Here is a 19,168-nt window from a genome sequence, read left to right on the forward strand (position 1 = left end):
TCTAATCCTGTTTGTTTAAATAGGTAATTTTTTCTTAGCTGTTATTATGGAGTCAGAAATAAGAACTACAAGGGCTTTGCATCCAAACAGGTAAAAAAATCTGCGAGGCAATTCTGACCACAAGCAACCAAAGTCAGTTAATGTAGCAAATTTGACTATAAGTTACATCGACTAAAATGTGAATTTCCGATCAATTTTCTAACCAAACCCAGCTCTATATCTTTTAAACTCATAAAAACATCAAAAAACAATATTTTTACTTCTAAGCCTTCTGGCGCATATTAATCCAACACACATAAGATTAGAAATGTTCTGAGGACGAAGTATGACATTACGTTTAGGTGATATTGCTCCAAATTTCCAACAAGAATCGAGCGAAGGAAAAATTGATTTTTATGAGTTTCTAGGCAATCACTGGGGGATTTTATTTTCACATCCTGCTGATTTTACACCTGTTTGTACGACAGAACTGGGGTTCACCGCAAAGCTCAAAGATGAATTCACAAAACGAGGCGTGAAAGCAATCGCTTTATCTGTGGATGATGTGGAATCACATAAAAGCTGGATTCTGGATATCAATGAAACTCAAAACACAACGGTGAATTTCCCAATTATTGCAGACAAAGATCGTAAAGTTTCAGAGCTATATGATTTTATCCATCCTAATGCCAGTGAAACTCTAACCGTGCGCTCATTGATTATTATTGATCCCAATAAAAAGGTTCGTTTGATTATTACCTACCCTGCATCAACAGGTCGAAACTTTAATGAGGTATTACGTGTAATTGACTCATTACAGTTGACAGATCATCACAAAGTGGCGACTCCAGCAAACTGGCAGCACGGTGAAGATGTGGTTATCGTCCCATCACTAAAAGATGAGGAGGAAATTAAACAACGTTTTCCAAAGGGTTACACTGCTGTAAAACCTTATTTACGTCTCACGCCTCAGCCTGAGTAAGATTGAAGCTAATTCAAGGTTTTGAGCGAAGTGCAAGACTGATGAGATACATCGTATAGAAATACTCAACGTACCTTACCAAACCACTTATTAAAACAAAATTCTATTTTTCTAACTCCAGCGCCTATCATATCGATAGGCATTTTTTTTAAGCTTATAAAAATTCATTTTAGTTTTCTTATTTGATACGTTATAAGAGAAATCTTAAACTTTAATAAAATAAGAACGCTATGATTTATAACATTCATCATTTGCACTGTGGAAGTTTCTGTCCAGTTTGCGCCCCGCTGTTTGGTCAAAAAGGTTGGAAAGCACATCTAGTCTGTCATTGTCTCCTCATTGAAACTGATCGCGGTCTAGTCTTAATTGATACAGGCTTAGGACTTCAAGATTATCTGCATACTGAACAGCGATTAGGGAGTTTACTCAAACAATTTGGCTCAATTGTACCGAACCTAAAACTAACTGCCATTCAACAGATACAGCGACTTGGTTTTAACCCGAGTGATGTAAAACATATTTTTGTGACCCATCTAGATTTTGATCATGCTGGTGGAATTTCTGATTTTCCAAATGCAACAGTGCATCTCTTAGCGGCGGAGTTTAATGCCACTCAATCACTTACAACCAAAGGCAAACTTCGTTATAAGACTGAACAGTTTAAACAGCATCGCTATTGGAACTTTGCTGAACATAATGATGGCGAGCCATGGTTTAACTTGCAAAAAGTTAAAGGGCTTCCGTTATTTCACGATGAAATTTTAATGATTCCCTTGATTGGGCATACCGCTGGGCACTGTGGAATTGCGATTAAAAAGGCCGATGGCTGGATGTTGTTCTGTGGCGATGCCTATTACACCCATCTTGAGCTAAACCCAAAAAACAAACTCAGAGCTTTAGATTTCACTGAACGGTTATTGGCTGAAGATAACCAACTACGTTTGCAAAACCTTAAACAGTTACAATATCTCGCTCAACATGAACCCAGCATTGAGTTAATTTGTGCCCACGACCCTTATGAATTTAATCGCTATCAATAAAATGAAAAGAATATTTATTACTGTTTTTGTTGTTTCAACATTAAGTCTACATGGATGTATGACACATCCGAGTCTAGAGCAATCTCAACGCCCTCAAAATTGGGGGGCTTTAATCTCGGATACGCATAATTTTTATCAGATCAGTCAAGATGTTTATCGCAGTGAACAACCCAATTCCGAATTAATACCTTTACTAAAAAAATATCAGATTGAAACGGTGATAAATTTAAGAGCTCGAAATGAAGATGCAAAAGTACTCCAAAATCAATCGCTAAATTTAGTACATATACCAATTCAAACATGGGCAATTAATCGCCAAGACTTACTTCAAGCGATGCAAACTATTCAGATTGCAAAAAACAATAATCAAAAAGTCCTTGTTCATTGTTATCACGGATCAGATCGAACAGGTGCAACCATTGCGATGTATCGTATTATTTTTGAAAATTGGTCAATTGAAAATGCAGTCAAAGAAATGAAACAAGGAGGATATGGCTACCATATCATTTGGAAAAACATTGAAAATCTATTTACCTCAGAAAATGTACAATGGATTCAGCAGCAATTATCCAACCCTTCAAGTTAAAACTTAAACACTCACTTGAGAGGTGGATTTTCTTGGCAAAAACCTCTCACTGTTATTAGAATAATTAAGACTCTATAAATACATCTTTTTTCAGATTGTGAGATCACCAATAAAACCTAATCTCTAAGTATCTAGTTTGGTAAAAACCGAATTCTTGAGCAAAACCGTGATCACTTCGGAAAGACCGCCATCACTATCGGTGACTAATAAGAAGACCTCTCCATCAGCATTTGACTCAAGCCAAGTTATTCCTTCAACCTTAATGGCTAAAGTGTTTCCCTCAGCATCTTGGATCAAAAAGGAATTTAGGACCTCCCCTTTCGGTGAGAGCACTAAAATATAACTTCCTAACACTGCACCATCATCGTAGGTATTTAAGGTTTGCTCGACGGCAGCGGTTGCAACGATCACATTCTTATCTGCTAAAAAACAAGCATCTGAAATACCACTTACTGAACCATTAATCTCAGGTAATGTGAGATTAAATCAACGTATAAGAGCATTTTCTAAAGATTTATGTGCTTGAATTTTTTCTAGATCAAATACTAAAACACCATGAAAGTGATTAATGTTGCCACGTTGAAAGATATAAAGATGATGATTATCTGAGCATACTGCTTCTATATTTAAATCTGCTCCGCCTGTGAGTGCAACGCTGTTCTGCAAATAATCATAATCCAACTTATCGAGCAAAGTCTGAACTTGATGATTAGATGGATTATACAAGAGAGCTTGCTTTCTCTTTTCAGTCGAACCTGAGCCCATAACCAATAAATGAAGTTGTTCATTAAAAATGATACAACTTAATGCTTCAAAATCAGGCTTTTCTGCTTTGCTTAATACGGTGAGAGCTTCTTGCTCAGATGACTCCAATAAAGGGACTTTTTCAAAAGTTGTTGTTGCAGTAATTTTATTTTTTAGGCTAGTTTTTAATAAGTAACGAACATCATCCCCAACGAAATATAAGTAGTCGCCTAAGTAAGCAACGCCAGACAATGCTCCAATTGCTGAGTCTGGCGAAAAACTAAATTTTTCAAGTATCTTTAAATCCGTTTGTTCCATTACTTCATCTCCTATTCGATGAAAAACGCACAATCAGCTCAACTTCAAAGACACTTAGCTTACTTAAACAACTATTTATCTTTGATCTAGTGGAACCCAGTCAATTACCCAAGCTGATTTCATATTCAGACTTTCATCAGAAGAAATCTTTTTCCGAGTTGCATCAGCAACATCACGATCTTTGGCAGGTCCAACCATAATACGAATACCTTTCGAGGTAGAACTGGTTGTGACTTTATAGCCTTTAGCACGTAGCTTGGATACGACAGCATCTGCATTTGCTTGGTTTGCAGCCAATGCCACTTGAACCATCCACTTCTTATCGCCATTTTCCATAAGATCGCGTGCTTTTTCAGCCTCAGCTTTCTTTTTGGCGTCTTCTTCAGCTTTACGTTTTTTATCATCAGCCGCTTTTTTGTCAGCTTCAGCTTTTCGCTTGTCTTCTGCTGCCTTTTTCTCAGCTTCAGCTTTGCGTTTTTCTTCAGCAGCCTTTTTATCTGCTTCAGCCTTACGTTTATCTTCTGCTGCTTTTTTCTCAGCTTCAGCTTTACGTTTCTCTTCCGCTAACTTCTTTTCAGCATCTGACTTAAGTTGATCTTGCTTTTGTTGTTCAGCTTTCTTTTTTTCATCTAACTTTCGCTTTTCCTCAGCAAGACGCTGAGCTTTTGCTTTGTCATCTTCTGCAAGTTCAGGAGGAATATTATCTGAACTTTCTTGCTCTGAACTACGACGTGCATTTAAAGCTGCATATTCTTCAGCAGCTTTACGCGCAGCAGCAGCTTCAGCTTCTTGTTGCATTTTCAAGAACTCAGCGGCTCTGGCTTCTTGCTCTGCAACAGCTTTTTCACGAGCGAGGCGCTGCTCTTCAAGTAATCGCTTTTCAGTTTCAACATCCACAGCAAGTGGTTGGAGTGAAACGATTTCACCATCTTGTAAAGGTTGTGCGGTATTTGAGTTTGATTGAGTTTTGGGAATCGGATGAGAGATTGTTGCTTGTGCTTTGTCTTGCTCTATTTCTTCATTGCCCTTGAGAAGTAAGGCTGCCAATAAAACACCTCCTCCAAGTAGAACAACGCCGCCCATCCAACGTTGTTTGTTATTCATTGACATTCTTCTAAATACTCCCAGACCGCTTCTAAAGTATGAAACGAACCACAGACTAAAATCAGTTGATTGTTATTACATTGTTTCAACACGATTTCAAACGCTTGCTGGATACTGCTAAATTCGTGCACCTGTTGACCTGCCAATGCTTCATTTAATTGTTGCATTGGTGCAGCTCGAGGCACATCTAAAGTAGCAATAAACCAATTTTTTACTGTTGTTTTTAGTAAATCAGTTACAGATGCAATATCTTTATCTGCCAACATTGAGAATACAGCCACAACTTCTGTGTACTGTTTATTGTATTTTAAGAATTTTCGCAACTGGTTCAACAAAAATTCGACACCATGAGGGTTATGCCCAGCATCAAAAATGACGGTTTTGTTTTGAATTTGACGAATTTCAAATCGTCCTTGCAATGAAGCATGCTGAATACCTTGAGCAATTGTGGATTGAGAAATAGGCAAACCACTTACTAAGATTGCAGCTACAGCAGTTGAAATATTTTCAATTGCCAAATGTCCTGTCGGCAACTTTAATGTTGTACCTGAAGAAGCAAAACACCATGACAGACCGTCATCATTTAATTGATAAAAATAATCTCGGTTTAATGCGTATAGATTAGCGTTAGATTCAAGCGCTTTATCTTGTATCGCTTGCGGTAAAGGTTGATTACCACCAAAAATCACGGGAATATTCGGACGAATAATTCCAGCTTTTTCAAAAGCGATTTTTTCAATTGTATCGCCCAACCAATCCACATGATCCAAACCAATATTGGTAATCACGGCAATATCAGGATCGATCACATTGACCACGTCTAGGCGACCACCGAGTCCTACTTCGAGTACCCATACATCACATTGCTTTTGTTTAAAAATCAAAAAAGCAGCCAAAGTGGTTGCTTCAAAGAAAGATAAACTTAATCCACACTCACGACGTGCTTGATCTACGAGTACGAAAGCATCGATAAGACTTTGATCATCAACCTCTTGCCCCGCTAACTTTACCCGCTCATTAAAACGGTAAATATGCGGCGATTGATAAAGCCCCACGTTATAACCTTGCGCATTTAAAATCGCAGCAAGCGTTGTTGTAGTTGAGCCTTTGCCATTGGTCCCTGCAACCGTAAAAACTTTTGCATTGGGTTTCATTACTCCAAGCTTTTCAGCAACTGGAATAACGCGTTCCAATCCCAAATCAATGCCCGTAACGTGAACATGGCTCCAATAATCGAGCCATGTTGTTAATGTATCATCAGAATGTGGTGTTTGCTGTGTCAAGGTAAGTTCATCAATTTAGCAACAAGTCTATATACAGTATCACGTAATGCATGACGATGAACAATTTGATCGACCACACCATGATCAAGCAAATATTCAGCACGTTGGAATGGTTCTTCTAACTTTTCACGAACTGTTTGCTCAATTACGCGCTTTCCTGCAAATCCAATCATCGCTTTAGGTTCAGCAATATGTACATCGCCTAACATCGCGAGTGAAGCGGTTACACCACCATAGACAGGATGTGTCAACACAACCAGATACGGAAGACGTGCATCTTTCATTCGCTGAATCGCGGCTGAAGTACGTGCCATTTGCATCAAAGACAACATACCCTCTTGCATACGAGCACCACCCGATGCAGCAAAACAGATTAAAGGTTGACGTAATTCAATTGCTCGTTCAGCCGCTTGGACAAAACGATCACCTACGACTGTCCCCATTGAGCCACCCATGAAGTCAAACTCAAAAGCACAAGCGATTAGGTCTAAACCTTTGAGTGAACCTTGCATCACAACCAAAGCTTCTGTTTCACCTGTTTTATCTTGAGCTTCGCGCATACGCTCAGGATAAGGTTTACTGTCCACAAATTTTAATGGGTCTTTAGCCGCAAACTCTTGTCCCAACTCTGAATTAACTTGATCAAAAAACCAGTTTAAGCGATCACGAGCACGCATACGTAAGTGTTCGTCACACTGAGGACAAACATAAGCATTGAAAGACATTGCTGTACGTGTCACCAATGCATGACACTCTGGGCATTCAATCGTAGGCTCAGTAAAAGTTGCTTTGAATGTCTGCTGCTCAGTAGCAACTTGAATACCAGGGACTTGACGCTCAATCCAAGGCGTTGAAGGGCTAAGAACCTTCCCTGTTGTTAACTCTTGACTCATACTAACTCATCGAGCGCAGCTCGAAGCTCCTTCACTTTATTTACCGTCTCTTGCACAGCATCATCTGCTGGCAATGTCGCAAAAGATTTAACGAAAGCACTACCGACGATCACGGCATCAGCAACTTGACCCATTGCTTTTGCAGATGCAGCATCGCTAATACCAAATCCAACACCAACAGGTACGTTGGTCATGGTTTTGATTTTCGCAATACGAGCTGCAGCTTCTGAGGTATCTAATGTTGCTGCACCTGTCACACCTTTTAATGACACATAGTAAACAAAACCACTCGCATGATTCACCACATGCTGAATACGCTTATCAGTTGATGTTGGTGCTAACAAGAAAATTTGATCCATCTCATTTTGTTTTAAGACTTCACCAAACTGCTTAGATTCCTCAGGTGGAAGATCCACAAGAAGTACACCATCAACACCACAATCTTTTGCATATGCAACAAATTTTTCATAACCAATCACTTCAACAGGATTCAAATATCCCATTAAAACAACAGGTGTGGTTTGATCTTTTTCACGAAAGGCTTTGACCATATCCAACGCATCTAGTGTATTGGTTCCACCTGCCAATGCACGCTCAGCAGCTAGTGCAATGACTGGACCATCGGCCATCGGATCTGAGAATGGTAAACCTAACTCAATAACGTCGACGCCAGCTTCAACCATTTGGTGAAGTAATGGAACAGTTACCTGTGGATGCGGGTCACCTGCCATAACATAAGAAACAAGCGCTTTACGTTGCTGAGATTTAAGCTGTTCAAAACGAGTGGCAAGACGTGACATAGGATTATGCTTTCCTTGATTTATATAAATTGAGGAGTTGTTTGTAGACATACAAAAACACTGCATTGTAACGCTATTTTTTGCTCATTGAACAGGTTTTGACGTGATTGCAACGTGAATATTGCTACTTACAACAGCCCTGACACATTTATCTATATTTTGGCTGAATTCTCAATGATCAAAGATTCCTAATTTTCAAGAAAACCACCTGCATTTTAGAAATCACCCAAGCTCCTTTATACTAGGCGCAATTTTTAAATATTCTTTTATTTTTTATGTCTGCCTACTCTCAGGAAAAAGTGCAAAGCAATGCGCTTGCTTTGTTACCTTTATTGGTATTTTTGATCATCTTTCTCGGGAGTGGTCTCTATCATTCAATGATTGGGACAGAATTTGCCTTTTATCAAGTAAAAGCGCCAGTCGCAGCAATCCCTGCCATCATTTTAGCTTTACTGCTATACAAACAGAAACTCAACACAGCCATCGAAGAGTTTCTTCAAGGCGCAAGTCATCCGAACCTTATTTTAATGTTCATGGTATTCATGTTGGCTGGAGCTTTTGCAAGTGTATCAAGTGCCATTGGAAGCGTTGATGCCACAGTTCAATTAGGTTTGTCATTGATTTCAGCTGAATTTGTGTTACCCATGCTGTTTATCATTTCAGCCTTTATTGCTACTGCTATGGGTACTTCTATGGGTACCATTGCTGCTTGTGCACCGATTGCTTTTGGTTTTACTCAAGCGACTGACATTTTACCAATTTATGCGATTGGGGCTGTCGTTGGTGGTGCAATGTTTGGTGACAATCTGTCCATGATCTCTGATACAACGATTGCTGCCACAAGAAGTCAAAACGTCGAACTTCGAGATAAATTTAAAGTCAACGTTTGGATTGCTTTGCCTGCTGCCATCATGACCTTGATTGCTTATGTGCTACTCAGCCAACAAGCGGAATCAATTCAATCAAAAGTTTATGATTTATGGTTAATTTTGCCTTATCTAGCGGTCTTTTTTCTAGCATTCAGCCGATTACATGTACTTGCAGTTTTAATGATTGGAGTGGTGCTATCTGGAATCATCGGTCTGATTGAAAAGCCTGAATTTGATTTATTGAAATTAAATTCTTCTATTTATGATGGCTTCGTGGGAATGTTTGAAGTTGCACTACTATCAATGTTACTTGGCGGTCTGTCTGCTTTGATGCAAAAAGAAGGTGGTTTACAGTGGTTAATCGAAAAAATTTATCGTATCACCCGTCTATTTAAATTTGGTCGTCAGCGTGCTGGGGAATTGGGCATTAGTTTTCTTGTGGTCTTCTCCAATTTGTTTGTTGCGAATAATACAGTTGCGATCATTTTATCAGGCGATATGGCTCGTGAAGTGGCTAAAGAATATGGCGTTGATCCGAAACGTAGCGCCGCACTGTTAGATATTTTTTCTTGCGTGATTCAAGGCATTATTCCCTACGGTGCTCAATTGCTTTTGGCTTGCTCAATTGCAAAGCTCTCGCCAGTCGAGTTAATTGGACATATTTACTATTGTTGGATTCTTGCCGTATTTGCGATTTTAGCGATCTTGTTTAATTATCCACGATTAAAAACATCTTAAACATTTGCAAATGTCTCTTTAGTTTTGATTTTAAAATTAAAGAGACTTTAAAAACTGTTTTGGTGTCACGCCAGTCCACCGTTTAAAAGCACGTCCAAATGCACTTTGATCAGCATAATTTAGTCGTTCAGCAATTTCAGAAAGGGATTTTCCTTGCTGCAAATACAACTTACTTTGTTCTAAACGATATTGATCTAAAACATCCTGAAAGTTAAGTTGATAAGCTTTTAGTTGACGTTGCAAAGTTCGCTCAGAACAATGCAAACGTTTAGCTACATAGCTTTGCAAGACCTCTTCTTGTTGAGCCAATCCCTGCTCGATATAAGTTTGTATTTTTTGTCTAAATTGTTGTTGCTGTAACTCAGAAGAAGTCACACTATTTAAAGATTGTTGTGCCTGTGTGGATAGCACATTATTAAGCTGTTGATCTCCTGCAATACTTTTCGCTTTTAAAATTTGATTTGAAAATCGAATGGCATATTGCCCTGCTTGCACATGAATAGGACATCCATAAAACTTTTCATAATGATACAACGCCGTATGAGGAAGATAACCAAACTGTATTTTTTGAGGTGGAACAAGTGCATCTTGTACGATGGATTGCGCAATTTTAAAGATTAATGCCAAATTCAGTTCATACATCTCACGATAGTCACTATACGATGCTCCCCAAACAATTTGGATGTACTCGGCAAACTGTTGCACGCTCAATTGTTCTAGATTTGTTTGCTTAAAGACCAAAGAATAATATCGTTGTAAGAGTTGCAATGCTTGTTGTAAGTCTAAACTGGTTGAAGCCAAATATCCCATTAGCCCTAAATCTTGCAAGTTAGCATGTTCAGCCAAAACAAGTGTAATGGGCCGCGAAAAATAACTTTGTGCTGCTTGTAGAAGTACAACATATCGTTCTACATCAAAATCTTGCTCATCAGGATGTTCTAAACAATTTTGAAATGTTAACCATAATTCTTGTTCCACAACTTTAGACAAATCGACTTGCTCTTGTTGAAGAACACGATTAAACAATCGCAAATATCCAATTATAATTTTAACTGACATATGCCAATCTCATCCTGATATGTCGTTATTTGTATAAAACTTGGCTGTAACTGTCAAAACATTTCATCGGACTTTTTCCATACTGAGTGCATGAAAAAGAAAAAGGAAGAGCAAAGATGAATGCACATGTTTCCTATCAAGTTGATCCAATTGTAAGAACAAAACTAGATTTTCACCTTAATGAAGCACCACGCTTCTGGTTTGGTGGTGATCCATTCCGTACTCGTATGTTCGATGCATTGAGTCTGACATTCCCAGATGGGGAGCGCTATTTCATCGAGTCTGTTCGTTTGTTTCGTAACAAAATCACAGATCCTGACTTGCAAGCACGTGTGGCTGACTTTATTCGTCAAGAAGCACAACACGGTATTGCCCATGACAAAATGAATGAGGTCATGAAAGAGCAAGGTATGCCTGTTGATCAGTTCACTGATCGTTTGAAGAAAATTTTTAAATTTGAACTCAAATATCGTTCGCCACAGTACAACATTGCGATGACTGCTGCAGCGGAACATTTGACGGCGCTCATGGCAGATACTTTCTACAGTAAAAAGGAAACTCTTGCGGATGCTGATCCCTTTGTTCGAGCGCTATTTGCTTGGCATGCGATCGAGGAAATGGAGCACCGTGATGTTGCCTTTGATGTCATGAAAGAAGTGGGCGATGTATCTGAATTTACCCGACGCTCAGCATTAGTACTCACTACAGTTCTGATGTTTGGTTTTACGATGTATCGTACCGATGTCATGCTGAAAAAAGATGGTTTTAATTTAAAACAACGCTTAGATTTAGCACGTAAAGGTTTACCTTGGTTCTTTGGTCGCAAAGGTATTTTGACTTCTAAACGTGAACAATACAGCGATTGGTTTAAAAAAGACTTCCATCCCAATCAGCATCCGATTATTCGTCAATATGATGTTTGGATCGATACCTTAGCAAAAACTAACGATCCGATTGCTGCGGGCGATGCCTTTTGGCAGGCTGGATTATAAACCATAAAAAACCTCCCTTTACGGGAGGTTTTTTTAGAACTTACCACTTCGCGTAATGCTGCTCTAATAAACCATATTGTTCATTTAGAACAACGGATTCAACCGCTTCCAAATCAATCGTCCCTGTTACTTTCGCTTGCCATTGATTAAACTGACTGCCAATCAAACGCAAATTAATATTTTCAAAACGACACCACCCTGTTTCAACAAGTAGGTTGAGACGTTGATCTAAAGAACGAATTGTCCATGTTGTTTCGTTTTGCTGTTCAAATAAAACATCATTGAGCGGATAGAGACGACCATTGACCCACAAAGCATTTTCATTGCCAAAACTTTCGTTCACACCTGAGGCTAAATTTAAACCGATCCGTCGCTCTTGTTGATCTCTAAATTGACACGACAACCAAAACCAAGCAGTTTCTGGGCGAAGAAAACCACAAGTATCATCTAAAGCTGCTAGGCTTTGTTCACTAAAGTCGATGCGTTGCTGATCAGGACTAATAAAAAAACCTTCAACAGCTAAAGTGGTTTGCTTCTGTGTATACGTCCATCCATTAATACCTGTCGGTGAACACATACTCAAAGCATCAGTTCCTGCACAAAAAATCCGTGCTTTCAACTGTGTTTCGCCATGTTTTGTCACTTGAATATAACGCACACCATTCGCATGTTGCATATCAAATTGGTAGGCAGACTTTTTAAAAAAACTTTGACTAAACAAAGGCTGTTCGTCTAGTTGTGTTTTTAAAGCCAAAGGCTGTATCGCATTCCACTCAATGACTTTTTGCGCAAGATGATCATACACATAATAAAAAGCATGCCCTGCCCATGACAAATCAACAATCGCAATCCCGATGCTAAAATGCTCATGTTGTAATCCACAGAATTTAAACTTCTTATATTTAAGCTGTTTTCGCCAACCTTTTAATACCTGACCATAAGGGGTTTTATAAATATAGTCATCTAAATTAATACGTGATGGAACGTGTTCGAAACGTCCATAACGAGGTTGACCATTTGTTTGTATCAAATCCATTGTCGATTTCCATGATTGCGTCATTGCATCTATTACCGTCATAAAGTCCAATCTCTATGATTTCTCAAGCATTATCTCGAACCATCAAAATTACTCAAATAAGTTCAGACTAATGCGAGTGAGCAGCAAGATGTATTTTAGCTTAATATTTCATCAAATATTCATACTCAAGTTTTATTTTAAAAAACAATCTTATACCACTCGATCAAAAAACATGACTCTACATCCATTATTAAAAGTCAACGCGTTGGGATTCATAGTATTAGCACTGACAGCATGTAACGACAACGATGATCAAAATAGTTCTGCAACCCAACCAGAACGACAAAATCAAAGTATTAATATTTTAGCTTTCAATGATTTTCACGGTAATTTGGAACCACCAAAACGTTTTATTGAGGCTGAAGACCCCACTGACACGAATAAATCGGTACGAATTCCTGTAGGGGGTGTCAGTTATTTTGCAGATGCAATCAATAAACTCCGTGCTCAATATCCTAACAATGCCGTGGTATCTGCGGGTGATTTAATTAGTGCCTCGCCACTTACCTCATCCCTATTCTTGGATGAACCGACCATTGAAACCATGAATGAAATCAAAATTGATTTTAACGCGGTTGGTAATCATGAATTTGATCGTGGAACTGATGAATTACGTCGTTTGCAAAATGGTGGTTGTCAGCAATATACCACCACTAAACCTTGCCAAATTAACAAAGATTTCGCTGGTGCAAAATTTAACTTTTTAGCAGCAAATGTCTCTTTGAAAGCTGATCCCAAAAGAACACTATTTCCTGCATATAAAATTAAGCGCTATGGCAATATCCCTGTTGCATTTATTGGTTTGACCTTAGAAGCAACACCAACAATTGTCTCAGCGGCAGGTATCAAAGATGTTGATTTTCATGATGAAGCCGAGACTGTCAATTCACTTATACCTGAGTTAAAAAAGCAAGGGGTTGAAGCAATTGTTGTAGTGGTACATGAGGGTGTAGCACCAAGTACTAAATTTAATGCGAAAACCTGCGCAGGTTTAAGTGGACCTTTGACTGGAATATTAGATCGTTTAGATACTGCGGTTGATGTCGTAGTTTCAGGACACACCCACCAGTCTTATATCTGTGACTATTCAACCTTAAACCCACAAAAGCCATTTCTATTGACCTCAGCAGGACAATACGGCACAGCAATTACCAACATTAAACTTGAGCTCGATGGTAAAACTGGGGATGTCATCAAGAAAGATGCTCAACAAGTACCAATTCAAAGCGAAGCATATACGTCTGGAACGACTACGGTTAACTTGACTAACTTATATGAAAAATTTAACAAGACACCAAGTATCGAAGCGATTCTGGATAAATATCGTCAAGCTGTAACTACAATTTCTGCACGTATCGTAGGCACTGCGACCACAGTCATTAATCGAAATGCAGCTGAAAGTGGTGAAACCGCTTTAGGTAATTTAATTGCAGATGCCCAACAGGCAGCAGCTTTAACTGCAAGCAATCAAGGCTCTGATTTCACATTAATGAATCCAGGTGGGGTACGTGCTGACCTTCAAACCAACAGTAATAATCAAATTACTTTTGGAGATGTATTTGCAGTACAACCTTTTGGTAATTCGATTGTCACTTTAAGTCTGACAGGCCAACAAATCCGTGAACTATTAGAACAACAATGGTCTGGGGCAAATGCCAATCGACCGCGTATATTACAACCATCTAAAGAGCTGAGTTATGCTTATAAAAAAGATGCAACTGCTGTCCCACGTGCTACTCAAATTATGATTTCTGGGCAGGCTTTAATGGATAGCAAATCTTATCGAGTCACCGTAAATAGTTTTATTGCAGATGGTGGCGATAACTTTACTGTACTCACAAAAGGAACCAATCGTGTAGGTGGTGGACAAGACGTTGATGCATTAGAAAAATACATCAACCAAAATTCACCTGTTCAAGCACCTGAAACCAACCGTATTAAAGTTATTCAGTAGTTCACATAAAAAATGGGGAAGCTTTCGCCTCCCCATTTTTTTTATGATATTTAATCAATTGGAAGATAAGTATTTTGCCAAGTTATCGGCTTAAACAGACCTTTCACTAAATGCACATAACGCCCTGCAACATGATCGATTGGGATACAATCATCCACCTCAATAACACGGTCAGTATGTGGTTTACCCCACTCTGGTGGAATCAACTGCTTCGCAATCTGTTTAGCTTGAGTAGTATTTGTAGCAACCACCAAGTGATAACGATGTAACTCGCCAAATTGATTTGCTGAATATCCGCCGAGATTGATCAAATATAACTTTTGCTCGTCTACTGCTGGGGCAGCAAGCGCGAAGTGAATTTGATAATCTACACCTTGCGTCTGAACTCCAGAAAACTGAGCCCAAGCGTCAATATGTAAACCCTTCAACTCACCAAACCAAGCTTGCTTCAGTTGAGGAATGATCTCCTGCACATCATCACCGATTGCCATAACCACATCATGGACTTCGGTAATGGCTTTAGCATGTCGACCACCCAACATCACCATAAACAAACTTGGCATGAGGTTGACTTACATTTCAACCATTTCGACGCCATCAATACGGGCTACCGTCATTAAATCTTTATCACCACGACCTGAAACAGTCGCAATGATGATTTGATCTTTTGACATTGTTGGTGCCAGTTTAGTGACATACGCCATCGCATGTGAACTTTCCAAAGCAGGAATAATTCCTTCAATTTTGGTGAGATCACGGAAACCTTGCAGAGCTTCATCATCCTTAATCGGAACATATTCAACGCGTTTCATATCTTTCAAGAAACTGTGTTCTGGTCCAACACCAGGATAATCCAAACCTGCGGAAATACTGTGTGTTTCAATGATCTGACCTTGTGCATCAGACATGAGGTAAGTACGGTTACCATGCAATACACCAACATGACCTGCATTCAATGGAGCAGAATGTTTGCCTGTTTCAATACCGTAACCAGCAGCTTCAACGCCATACATTTTGACATCTTGATCATTCAGGAATGGATAGAACAAGCCCATCGCATTTGAACCACCACCGACACAAGCAACTAATGCGTCAGGAAGACGACCCGCTTGCTCAAGGATTTGGCGACGTGCTTCGCGTCCAATAATCGACTGGAAATCACGTACAAGTTGTGGATAAGGGTGTGGCCCAGCAACTGTACCAATTACGTAATAAGTCGTATCGACATTGGTTACCCAATCACGCATCGCTTCATTCAATGCATCTTTTAAAGTTTTGGATCCGCTTTGCACTGGTACAACTTTTGCGCCAAGCAAACGCATGCGATATACATTCATCGCTTGACGCTTTACGTCTTCAGCACCCATGTACACCACGCACTCCATACCCAAGCGAGCAGCGATTGTTGCGGTTGCTACACCATGTTGACCAGCACCTGTTTCAGCAATGATTCGTTTTTTGCCCGAAAGTTTTGCCAATAATGCCTGACCAATCGTGTTATTTACTTTGTGAGAGCCAGTATGGTTTAGGTCTTCACGTTTTAAGTAAATTTGCGCACCGCCGAGGTGCTGAGACCATCGCTCAGCATGATAAAGAGGACTAGGACGACCAACATAGTACGCAAGATCACGATCAAACTCAGCCAAAAACGTTTCATCATTTTTCATGCGATTATAAAGATTTTCTAAATCTTCAAGCGCAGCCATCAGCGTTTCTGACACAAAACGTCCACCATGAATACCGAAATGCCCTTGAGCATCTGGAAACTGGGTGTAGTCAATCACATTATTTTGCTGATCCACGTTGGACTCCTTGCATAAATTTTTCAATGAGTTGTTGGTCTTTTATACCTTTTGCGGACTCTACGCCTCCGCTCACATCTACAGCAAAAGCAGCCGTAGTGTGTATAGCTTCACTCACATTTTCAGGGGTTAGACCGCCTGCCAAAATCAGTGGGATATCAAGTTGAGGAAATTGATTCCAATCGAAACAATGCCCCGTCCCACCTTTTAACTGAGGATGCCATGCATCTAAAAGTACTGCACTGGCTCCCGCAGCTTCATAACGTTGAATTTCAGTCACAACATCTAAATCAGGCTTAACTTGAATCGCTTTGTACCAACGGCGCTTACATTGCGCAGCAATTTGTTGGCATTGATCAGGGGGTTCATCGCCATGTAGTTGTAATACATCCAAAGGAACTGAATCAAGCACCGTTTGGATTTCTTGTGCACTTGCATTGACAAATAAACCCACCAATTGCACATAGGGAGGAACGAGATTCGCAAGTTCCTGTGCATTTTCAATAGTGACATGCCTTGGACTCGGAGGGAAAAAAACCAAACCAATTGCATCTGCGCCAGCACTTATTGCGGCTTGAATATCTTGTGCACGTGTGATGCCACAAATCTTGGCGCGAGTTCGGCTTTGAATTTGGCGCATAATAAGTCCAATTTTAGCATTAAAATTTGATTGCACCGCATTGTAATCCAATTTAACCAGCTTGGGGCAAAGTTCAGTCTGAAATGCGATTGTTTAAAAAACGTGAACACTTTATACTGCGCTCAATCTCGCAACAAGTCTAAAGCAAATTCTTTTGCTTATAGGGAAGTTGGTGCAAATCCAACACTGCCCTCGCAACGGTAACACCGAATTATTAATCTCAGCTCTAAGCCAAATCACTGCATCTGAATGATGTGGGAAGATGATTAATAGCATCACGATTGTGATGATATAGTGAAGTCCGGAGACCTGCTTGTTGTTTACTTCCACATTAACATTCACGATGGGTGAATGTATGGAGCGACATCATGTCTACACATTTAAAACCGGCACATTTGGCTGGGGCTATCGCTATTGCGATGGGGTTAAGTTCAGCTGCTTTTGCTCAAACCGTATCAACCAATAAAACTGCATCACTCGATACGATCGTGGTCACAGCAACACGTACAGAACAAAAAATTAGTGATGTTCCTGCACGTATCAACATCATAGAACCGAAAATCCTTGAGCAGTCTCCGATTGCATCTTTACCACAACTATTACAAACAGATGCTTCGATCAATATGGTCCAAAGCGGTGGTTACGGACAAGCAGCCTCAATCTTTCTACGAGGCACTAATTCAAATCACACACTATTATTAAGAGATGGTGTTCGCCTTAACTCAAATACATCTGGTGCCGCTTCTCTTCCATTTATTGATACCACTGATATCAAACAAATTGAAGTATTAAAAGGTCCAGCATCTGTTCTATACGGTGCGGATGCTATTGGCGGTGTAGTACAACTCATCTCAAAAACACCTGAAAAAACTTCAGCTTTTGTAACAGGTGAGATCGGCGAAAATAATACTTATAAATCTGTAATTGGTGCAGACCTAGCAGAAAATGGTTTTTATGCACAACTGCGTGGTCAACGTTTAGAAACTGATGGTACGCCTGTCACTGATGCTAAAAACTCGAAGAAAGCGAGTTTTGATCAAAAAGGCTATAGTGCAAAAATTGGTGTAGAACAAGAAAACTATGCTGCTTCTGTTGATTATAGTGAAAATGAAGGCTACAGCGACTACGACAATTACGGCAATTTAGTTTCTCAAGACTTTAAAAATGAAGCGATTAACCTAAAAGCGCGTGCCAATATTCTAGAGAACTTAGCTGTACATGCACGACTATCACAGTATAAAGACGACCTGAATCAAAATAATTCTCCTGACTACGTATATAGCACGACTCAAGAGGCAGAACTCTATACCAAATGGCAATTCACACCTGCACAAAACATTTTATTGGGTTCAACCTTTAAAGACATTAAAGGTGATGTGTACTCTAAAAATCTTTGGGGTGGAGAAGACGTAAAATACAAAGAATCTATCGATACCGTTGGTTATTTTCTTCAGCATCAATATCAACAAGATGGCATAGAAACTCAAGTTGGTGTTCGTGTTGAGGATAACGATAAGTTTGGTACACATACTGTAGGTCAAGGTGCGATCAGATACCAAGTATTACCACTAACAAGTGTTTATGCGAATATTGGCTCTGCATTCCGCGCGCCAACTACAAATGATCTGTATGCGATGTCTTGGGGCGCCAATCCTGACCTAAAACCAGAAGAAAGTTTTTCTTATGAAATTGGTGTAGACCAAAAGCTAAACTATGGTATTGATTTGGGGTTATCGGTTTACCGTAACAAAGTGGATAATTTAATTAGCTTCCAAGCAGGCAAACTGATTAATGTTAACAAAGCAACGTTTACAGGTGGCGAAGCATCATTTAAGTGGCAACAAGATGAGTTGTTTTTAAATACAACATATGCCTATGTTCAAGCCAAAGATGATGAAACAAATAAAGAGTTAAATCGTCGTCCGAAACAAAGCTTAACTTTAACCACTGGTTGGGATGATGGAATCTACGGTATTTCAGCATCTATCGTTGCGAAATCTAAATCTAAAGATTTTGCCGACTGGCCTTCAACCACCCCAACCACAACACCAGGTTACGTAACTACTAATGTCAATGCATATTGGCAAGCAACGCCAATGATCAAAATCTTCACTAATCTCGAAAACATCGGTGATGTGAACTACAAAACCGCTTATAACGGTGGTGGTGTTTACTACGTTAATGGTGGTCGTCTAGCTTCAGTGGGCGTTACGTTCCGTTATTAATCGCGCAATAATATCCTAAAAATATTTTATTAACTCCATTTTCGGGGTAATGTTTTGACCGACATTATCCCCTTTTTATTGG

Annotated in this window: 16 protein-coding genes, 1 pseudogene and 1 riboswitch; of the genes and pseudogenes, 7 read left to right on the forward strand and 10 right to left on the reverse strand. The window is 39.5% G+C overall.

Translation table 11 applies throughout. From position 1 onward, the window contains the following. Positions 1-325 precede the first annotated feature (325 nt). From ACSC97_RS07685 to ACSC97_RS07695, 3 genes are all read left to right on the forward strand, one after another. The gene (locus ACSC97_RS07685) at positions 326-961 is read left to right on the forward strand and encodes a peroxiredoxin (protein WP_404489195.1); all 636 of its coding nucleotides are present in this window, start codon (positions 326-328) and stop codon (positions 959-961) included. 230 nt (positions 962-1,191) lie between these two features. Next, complete coding sequence (locus ACSC97_RS07690; RefSeq protein WP_004908856.1) at positions 1,192-2,001, forward strand: MBL fold metallo-hydrolase; 810 nt, start codon at positions 1,192-1,194, stop codon at positions 1,999-2,001. Between the two features lies 1 nt (position 2,002). Beyond that, positions 2,003-2,587, forward strand: a complete 585-nt coding sequence (locus tag ACSC97_RS07695; protein ID WP_234856908.1) for a dual specificity protein phosphatase family protein — start codon at positions 2,003-2,005, stop codon at positions 2,585-2,587. Positions 2,588-2,710: 123 nt separating this feature from the next. Here ACSC97_RS07695 and ACSC97_RS07700 read toward each other — a convergent pair. From ACSC97_RS07700 to trpA, 5 genes and pseudogenes are all read right to left on the reverse strand, one after another. Next, a pseudogene (locus tag ACSC97_RS07700) lies at positions 2,711-3,649 on the reverse strand (DUF6929 family protein). A gap of 75 nt (positions 3,650-3,724) precedes the next feature. Then, on the reverse strand, positions 3,725-4,759 hold the full coding sequence (locus ACSC97_RS07705; protein ID WP_436660217.1) for an SPOR domain-containing protein: 1,035 nt from the start codon (positions 4,757-4,759) through the stop codon (positions 3,725-3,727). Continuing rightward, entirely contained in the window at positions 4,750-6,036 is a 1,287-nt protein-coding gene (gene folC, locus ACSC97_RS07710) for a bifunctional tetrahydrofolate synthase/dihydrofolate synthase (protein ID WP_039047031.1), read from the reverse strand. Before folC ends, ACSC97_RS07705 begins: the two co-directional genes overlap by 10 nt. Next, positions 6,033-6,929, reverse strand: a complete 897-nt coding sequence (gene accD / locus ACSC97_RS07715) for an acetyl-CoA carboxylase, carboxyltransferase subunit beta (RefSeq protein WP_436660219.1) — start codon at positions 6,927-6,929, stop codon at positions 6,033-6,035. Before accD ends, folC begins: the two co-directional genes overlap by 4 nt. Next, positions 6,926-7,729: a tryptophan synthase subunit alpha gene (trpA, locus tag ACSC97_RS07720; RefSeq protein WP_004908864.1), complete on the reverse strand. Its 804-nt coding sequence runs from the start codon at positions 7,727-7,729 to the stop codon at positions 6,926-6,928. The genes accD and trpA overlap by 4 nt, the downstream gene beginning before the upstream one ends. A gap of 275 nt (positions 7,730-8,004) precedes the next feature. On the opposite strand from trpA, the gene ACSC97_RS07725 reads away from it, so the two are divergent. After that, the gene (locus ACSC97_RS07725) at positions 8,005-9,336 is read left to right on the forward strand and encodes a Na+/H+ antiporter NhaC family protein (RefSeq protein WP_262579325.1); all 1,332 of its coding nucleotides are present in this window, start codon (positions 8,005-8,007) and stop codon (positions 9,334-9,336) included. A gap of 36 nt (positions 9,337-9,372) precedes the next feature. Here the strand turns inward: ACSC97_RS07725 and ACSC97_RS07730 are convergent, their stop codons facing one another. Then, on the reverse strand, positions 9,373-10,395 hold the full coding sequence (locus tag ACSC97_RS07730; protein ID WP_436660222.1) for a helix-turn-helix domain-containing protein: 1,023 nt from the start codon (positions 10,393-10,395) through the stop codon (positions 9,373-9,375). A gap of 116 nt (positions 10,396-10,511) precedes the next feature. Between ACSC97_RS07730 and ACSC97_RS07735 the strand changes: the two genes are divergently transcribed. After that, the gene (locus ACSC97_RS07735; RefSeq protein WP_436660224.1) at positions 10,512-11,387 is read left to right on the forward strand and encodes a metal-dependent hydrolase; all 876 of its coding nucleotides are present in this window, start codon (positions 10,512-10,514) and stop codon (positions 11,385-11,387) included. 40 nt (positions 11,388-11,427) lie between these two features. Here ACSC97_RS07735 and ACSC97_RS07740 read toward each other — a convergent pair whose 3' ends face one another. Beyond that, positions 11,428-12,423 carry a DUF2804 domain-containing protein gene (locus ACSC97_RS07740; protein ID WP_436660226.1) on the reverse strand — a complete coding sequence of 332 codons (996 nt, stop codon included), beginning with the start codon at positions 12,421-12,423 and terminating at the stop codon, positions 11,428-11,430. Between the two features lie 214 nt (positions 12,424-12,637). On the opposite strand from ACSC97_RS07740, the gene ACSC97_RS07745 reads away from it, so the two are divergent. Beyond that, positions 12,638-14,419, forward strand: a complete 1,782-nt coding sequence (locus ACSC97_RS07745; protein WP_436660228.1) for a bifunctional metallophosphatase/5'-nucleotidase — start codon at positions 12,638-12,640, stop codon at positions 14,417-14,419. 50 nt (positions 14,420-14,469) lie between these two features. Here the strand turns inward: ACSC97_RS07745 and ACSC97_RS07750 are convergent, their stop codons facing one another. Genes ACSC97_RS07750 through ACSC97_RS07760 form a run of 3 tightly spaced genes read right to left on the reverse strand, consistent with a single transcriptional unit; the run spans position 14,470 to position 16,861 of the window. Next, the gene (locus tag ACSC97_RS07750) at positions 14,470-14,982 is read right to left on the reverse strand and encodes a DUF1543 domain-containing protein (protein ID WP_004950425.1); all 513 of its coding nucleotides are present in this window, start codon (positions 14,980-14,982) and stop codon (positions 14,470-14,472) included. Positions 14,983-14,991: 9 nt separating this feature from the next. Next, positions 14,992-16,221 (reverse strand): tryptophan synthase subunit beta, encoded by a 1,230-nt coding sequence (gene trpB, locus ACSC97_RS07755; protein ID WP_004908869.1) that lies wholly within the window; start codon positions 16,219-16,221, stop codon positions 14,992-14,994. Next, entirely contained in the window at positions 16,205-16,861 is a 657-nt protein-coding gene (locus ACSC97_RS07760; RefSeq protein WP_436660231.1) for a phosphoribosylanthranilate isomerase, read from the reverse strand. Before ACSC97_RS07760 ends, trpB begins: the two co-directional genes overlap by 17 nt. Positions 16,862-16,979: 118 nt before the next feature. After that, positions 16,980-17,192, forward strand: a riboswitch (cobalamin riboswitch). Positions 17,193-17,229: 37 nt separating this feature from the next. On the opposite strand from ACSC97_RS07760, the gene ACSC97_RS07765 reads away from it, so the two are divergent. Further along, positions 17,230-19,086: a TonB-dependent receptor plug domain-containing protein gene (locus ACSC97_RS07765; protein ID WP_436660233.1), complete on the forward strand. Its 1,857-nt coding sequence runs from the start codon at positions 17,230-17,232 to the stop codon at positions 19,084-19,086. The last annotated feature ends 82 nt before the right edge of the window (positions 19,087-19,168 follow it).

It is taken from the genome of Acinetobacter sp. P1(2025) (genome assembly GCF_051390655.1).
GTDB lineage: Bacteria > Pseudomonadota > Gammaproteobacteria > Pseudomonadales > Moraxellaceae > Acinetobacter > Acinetobacter junii.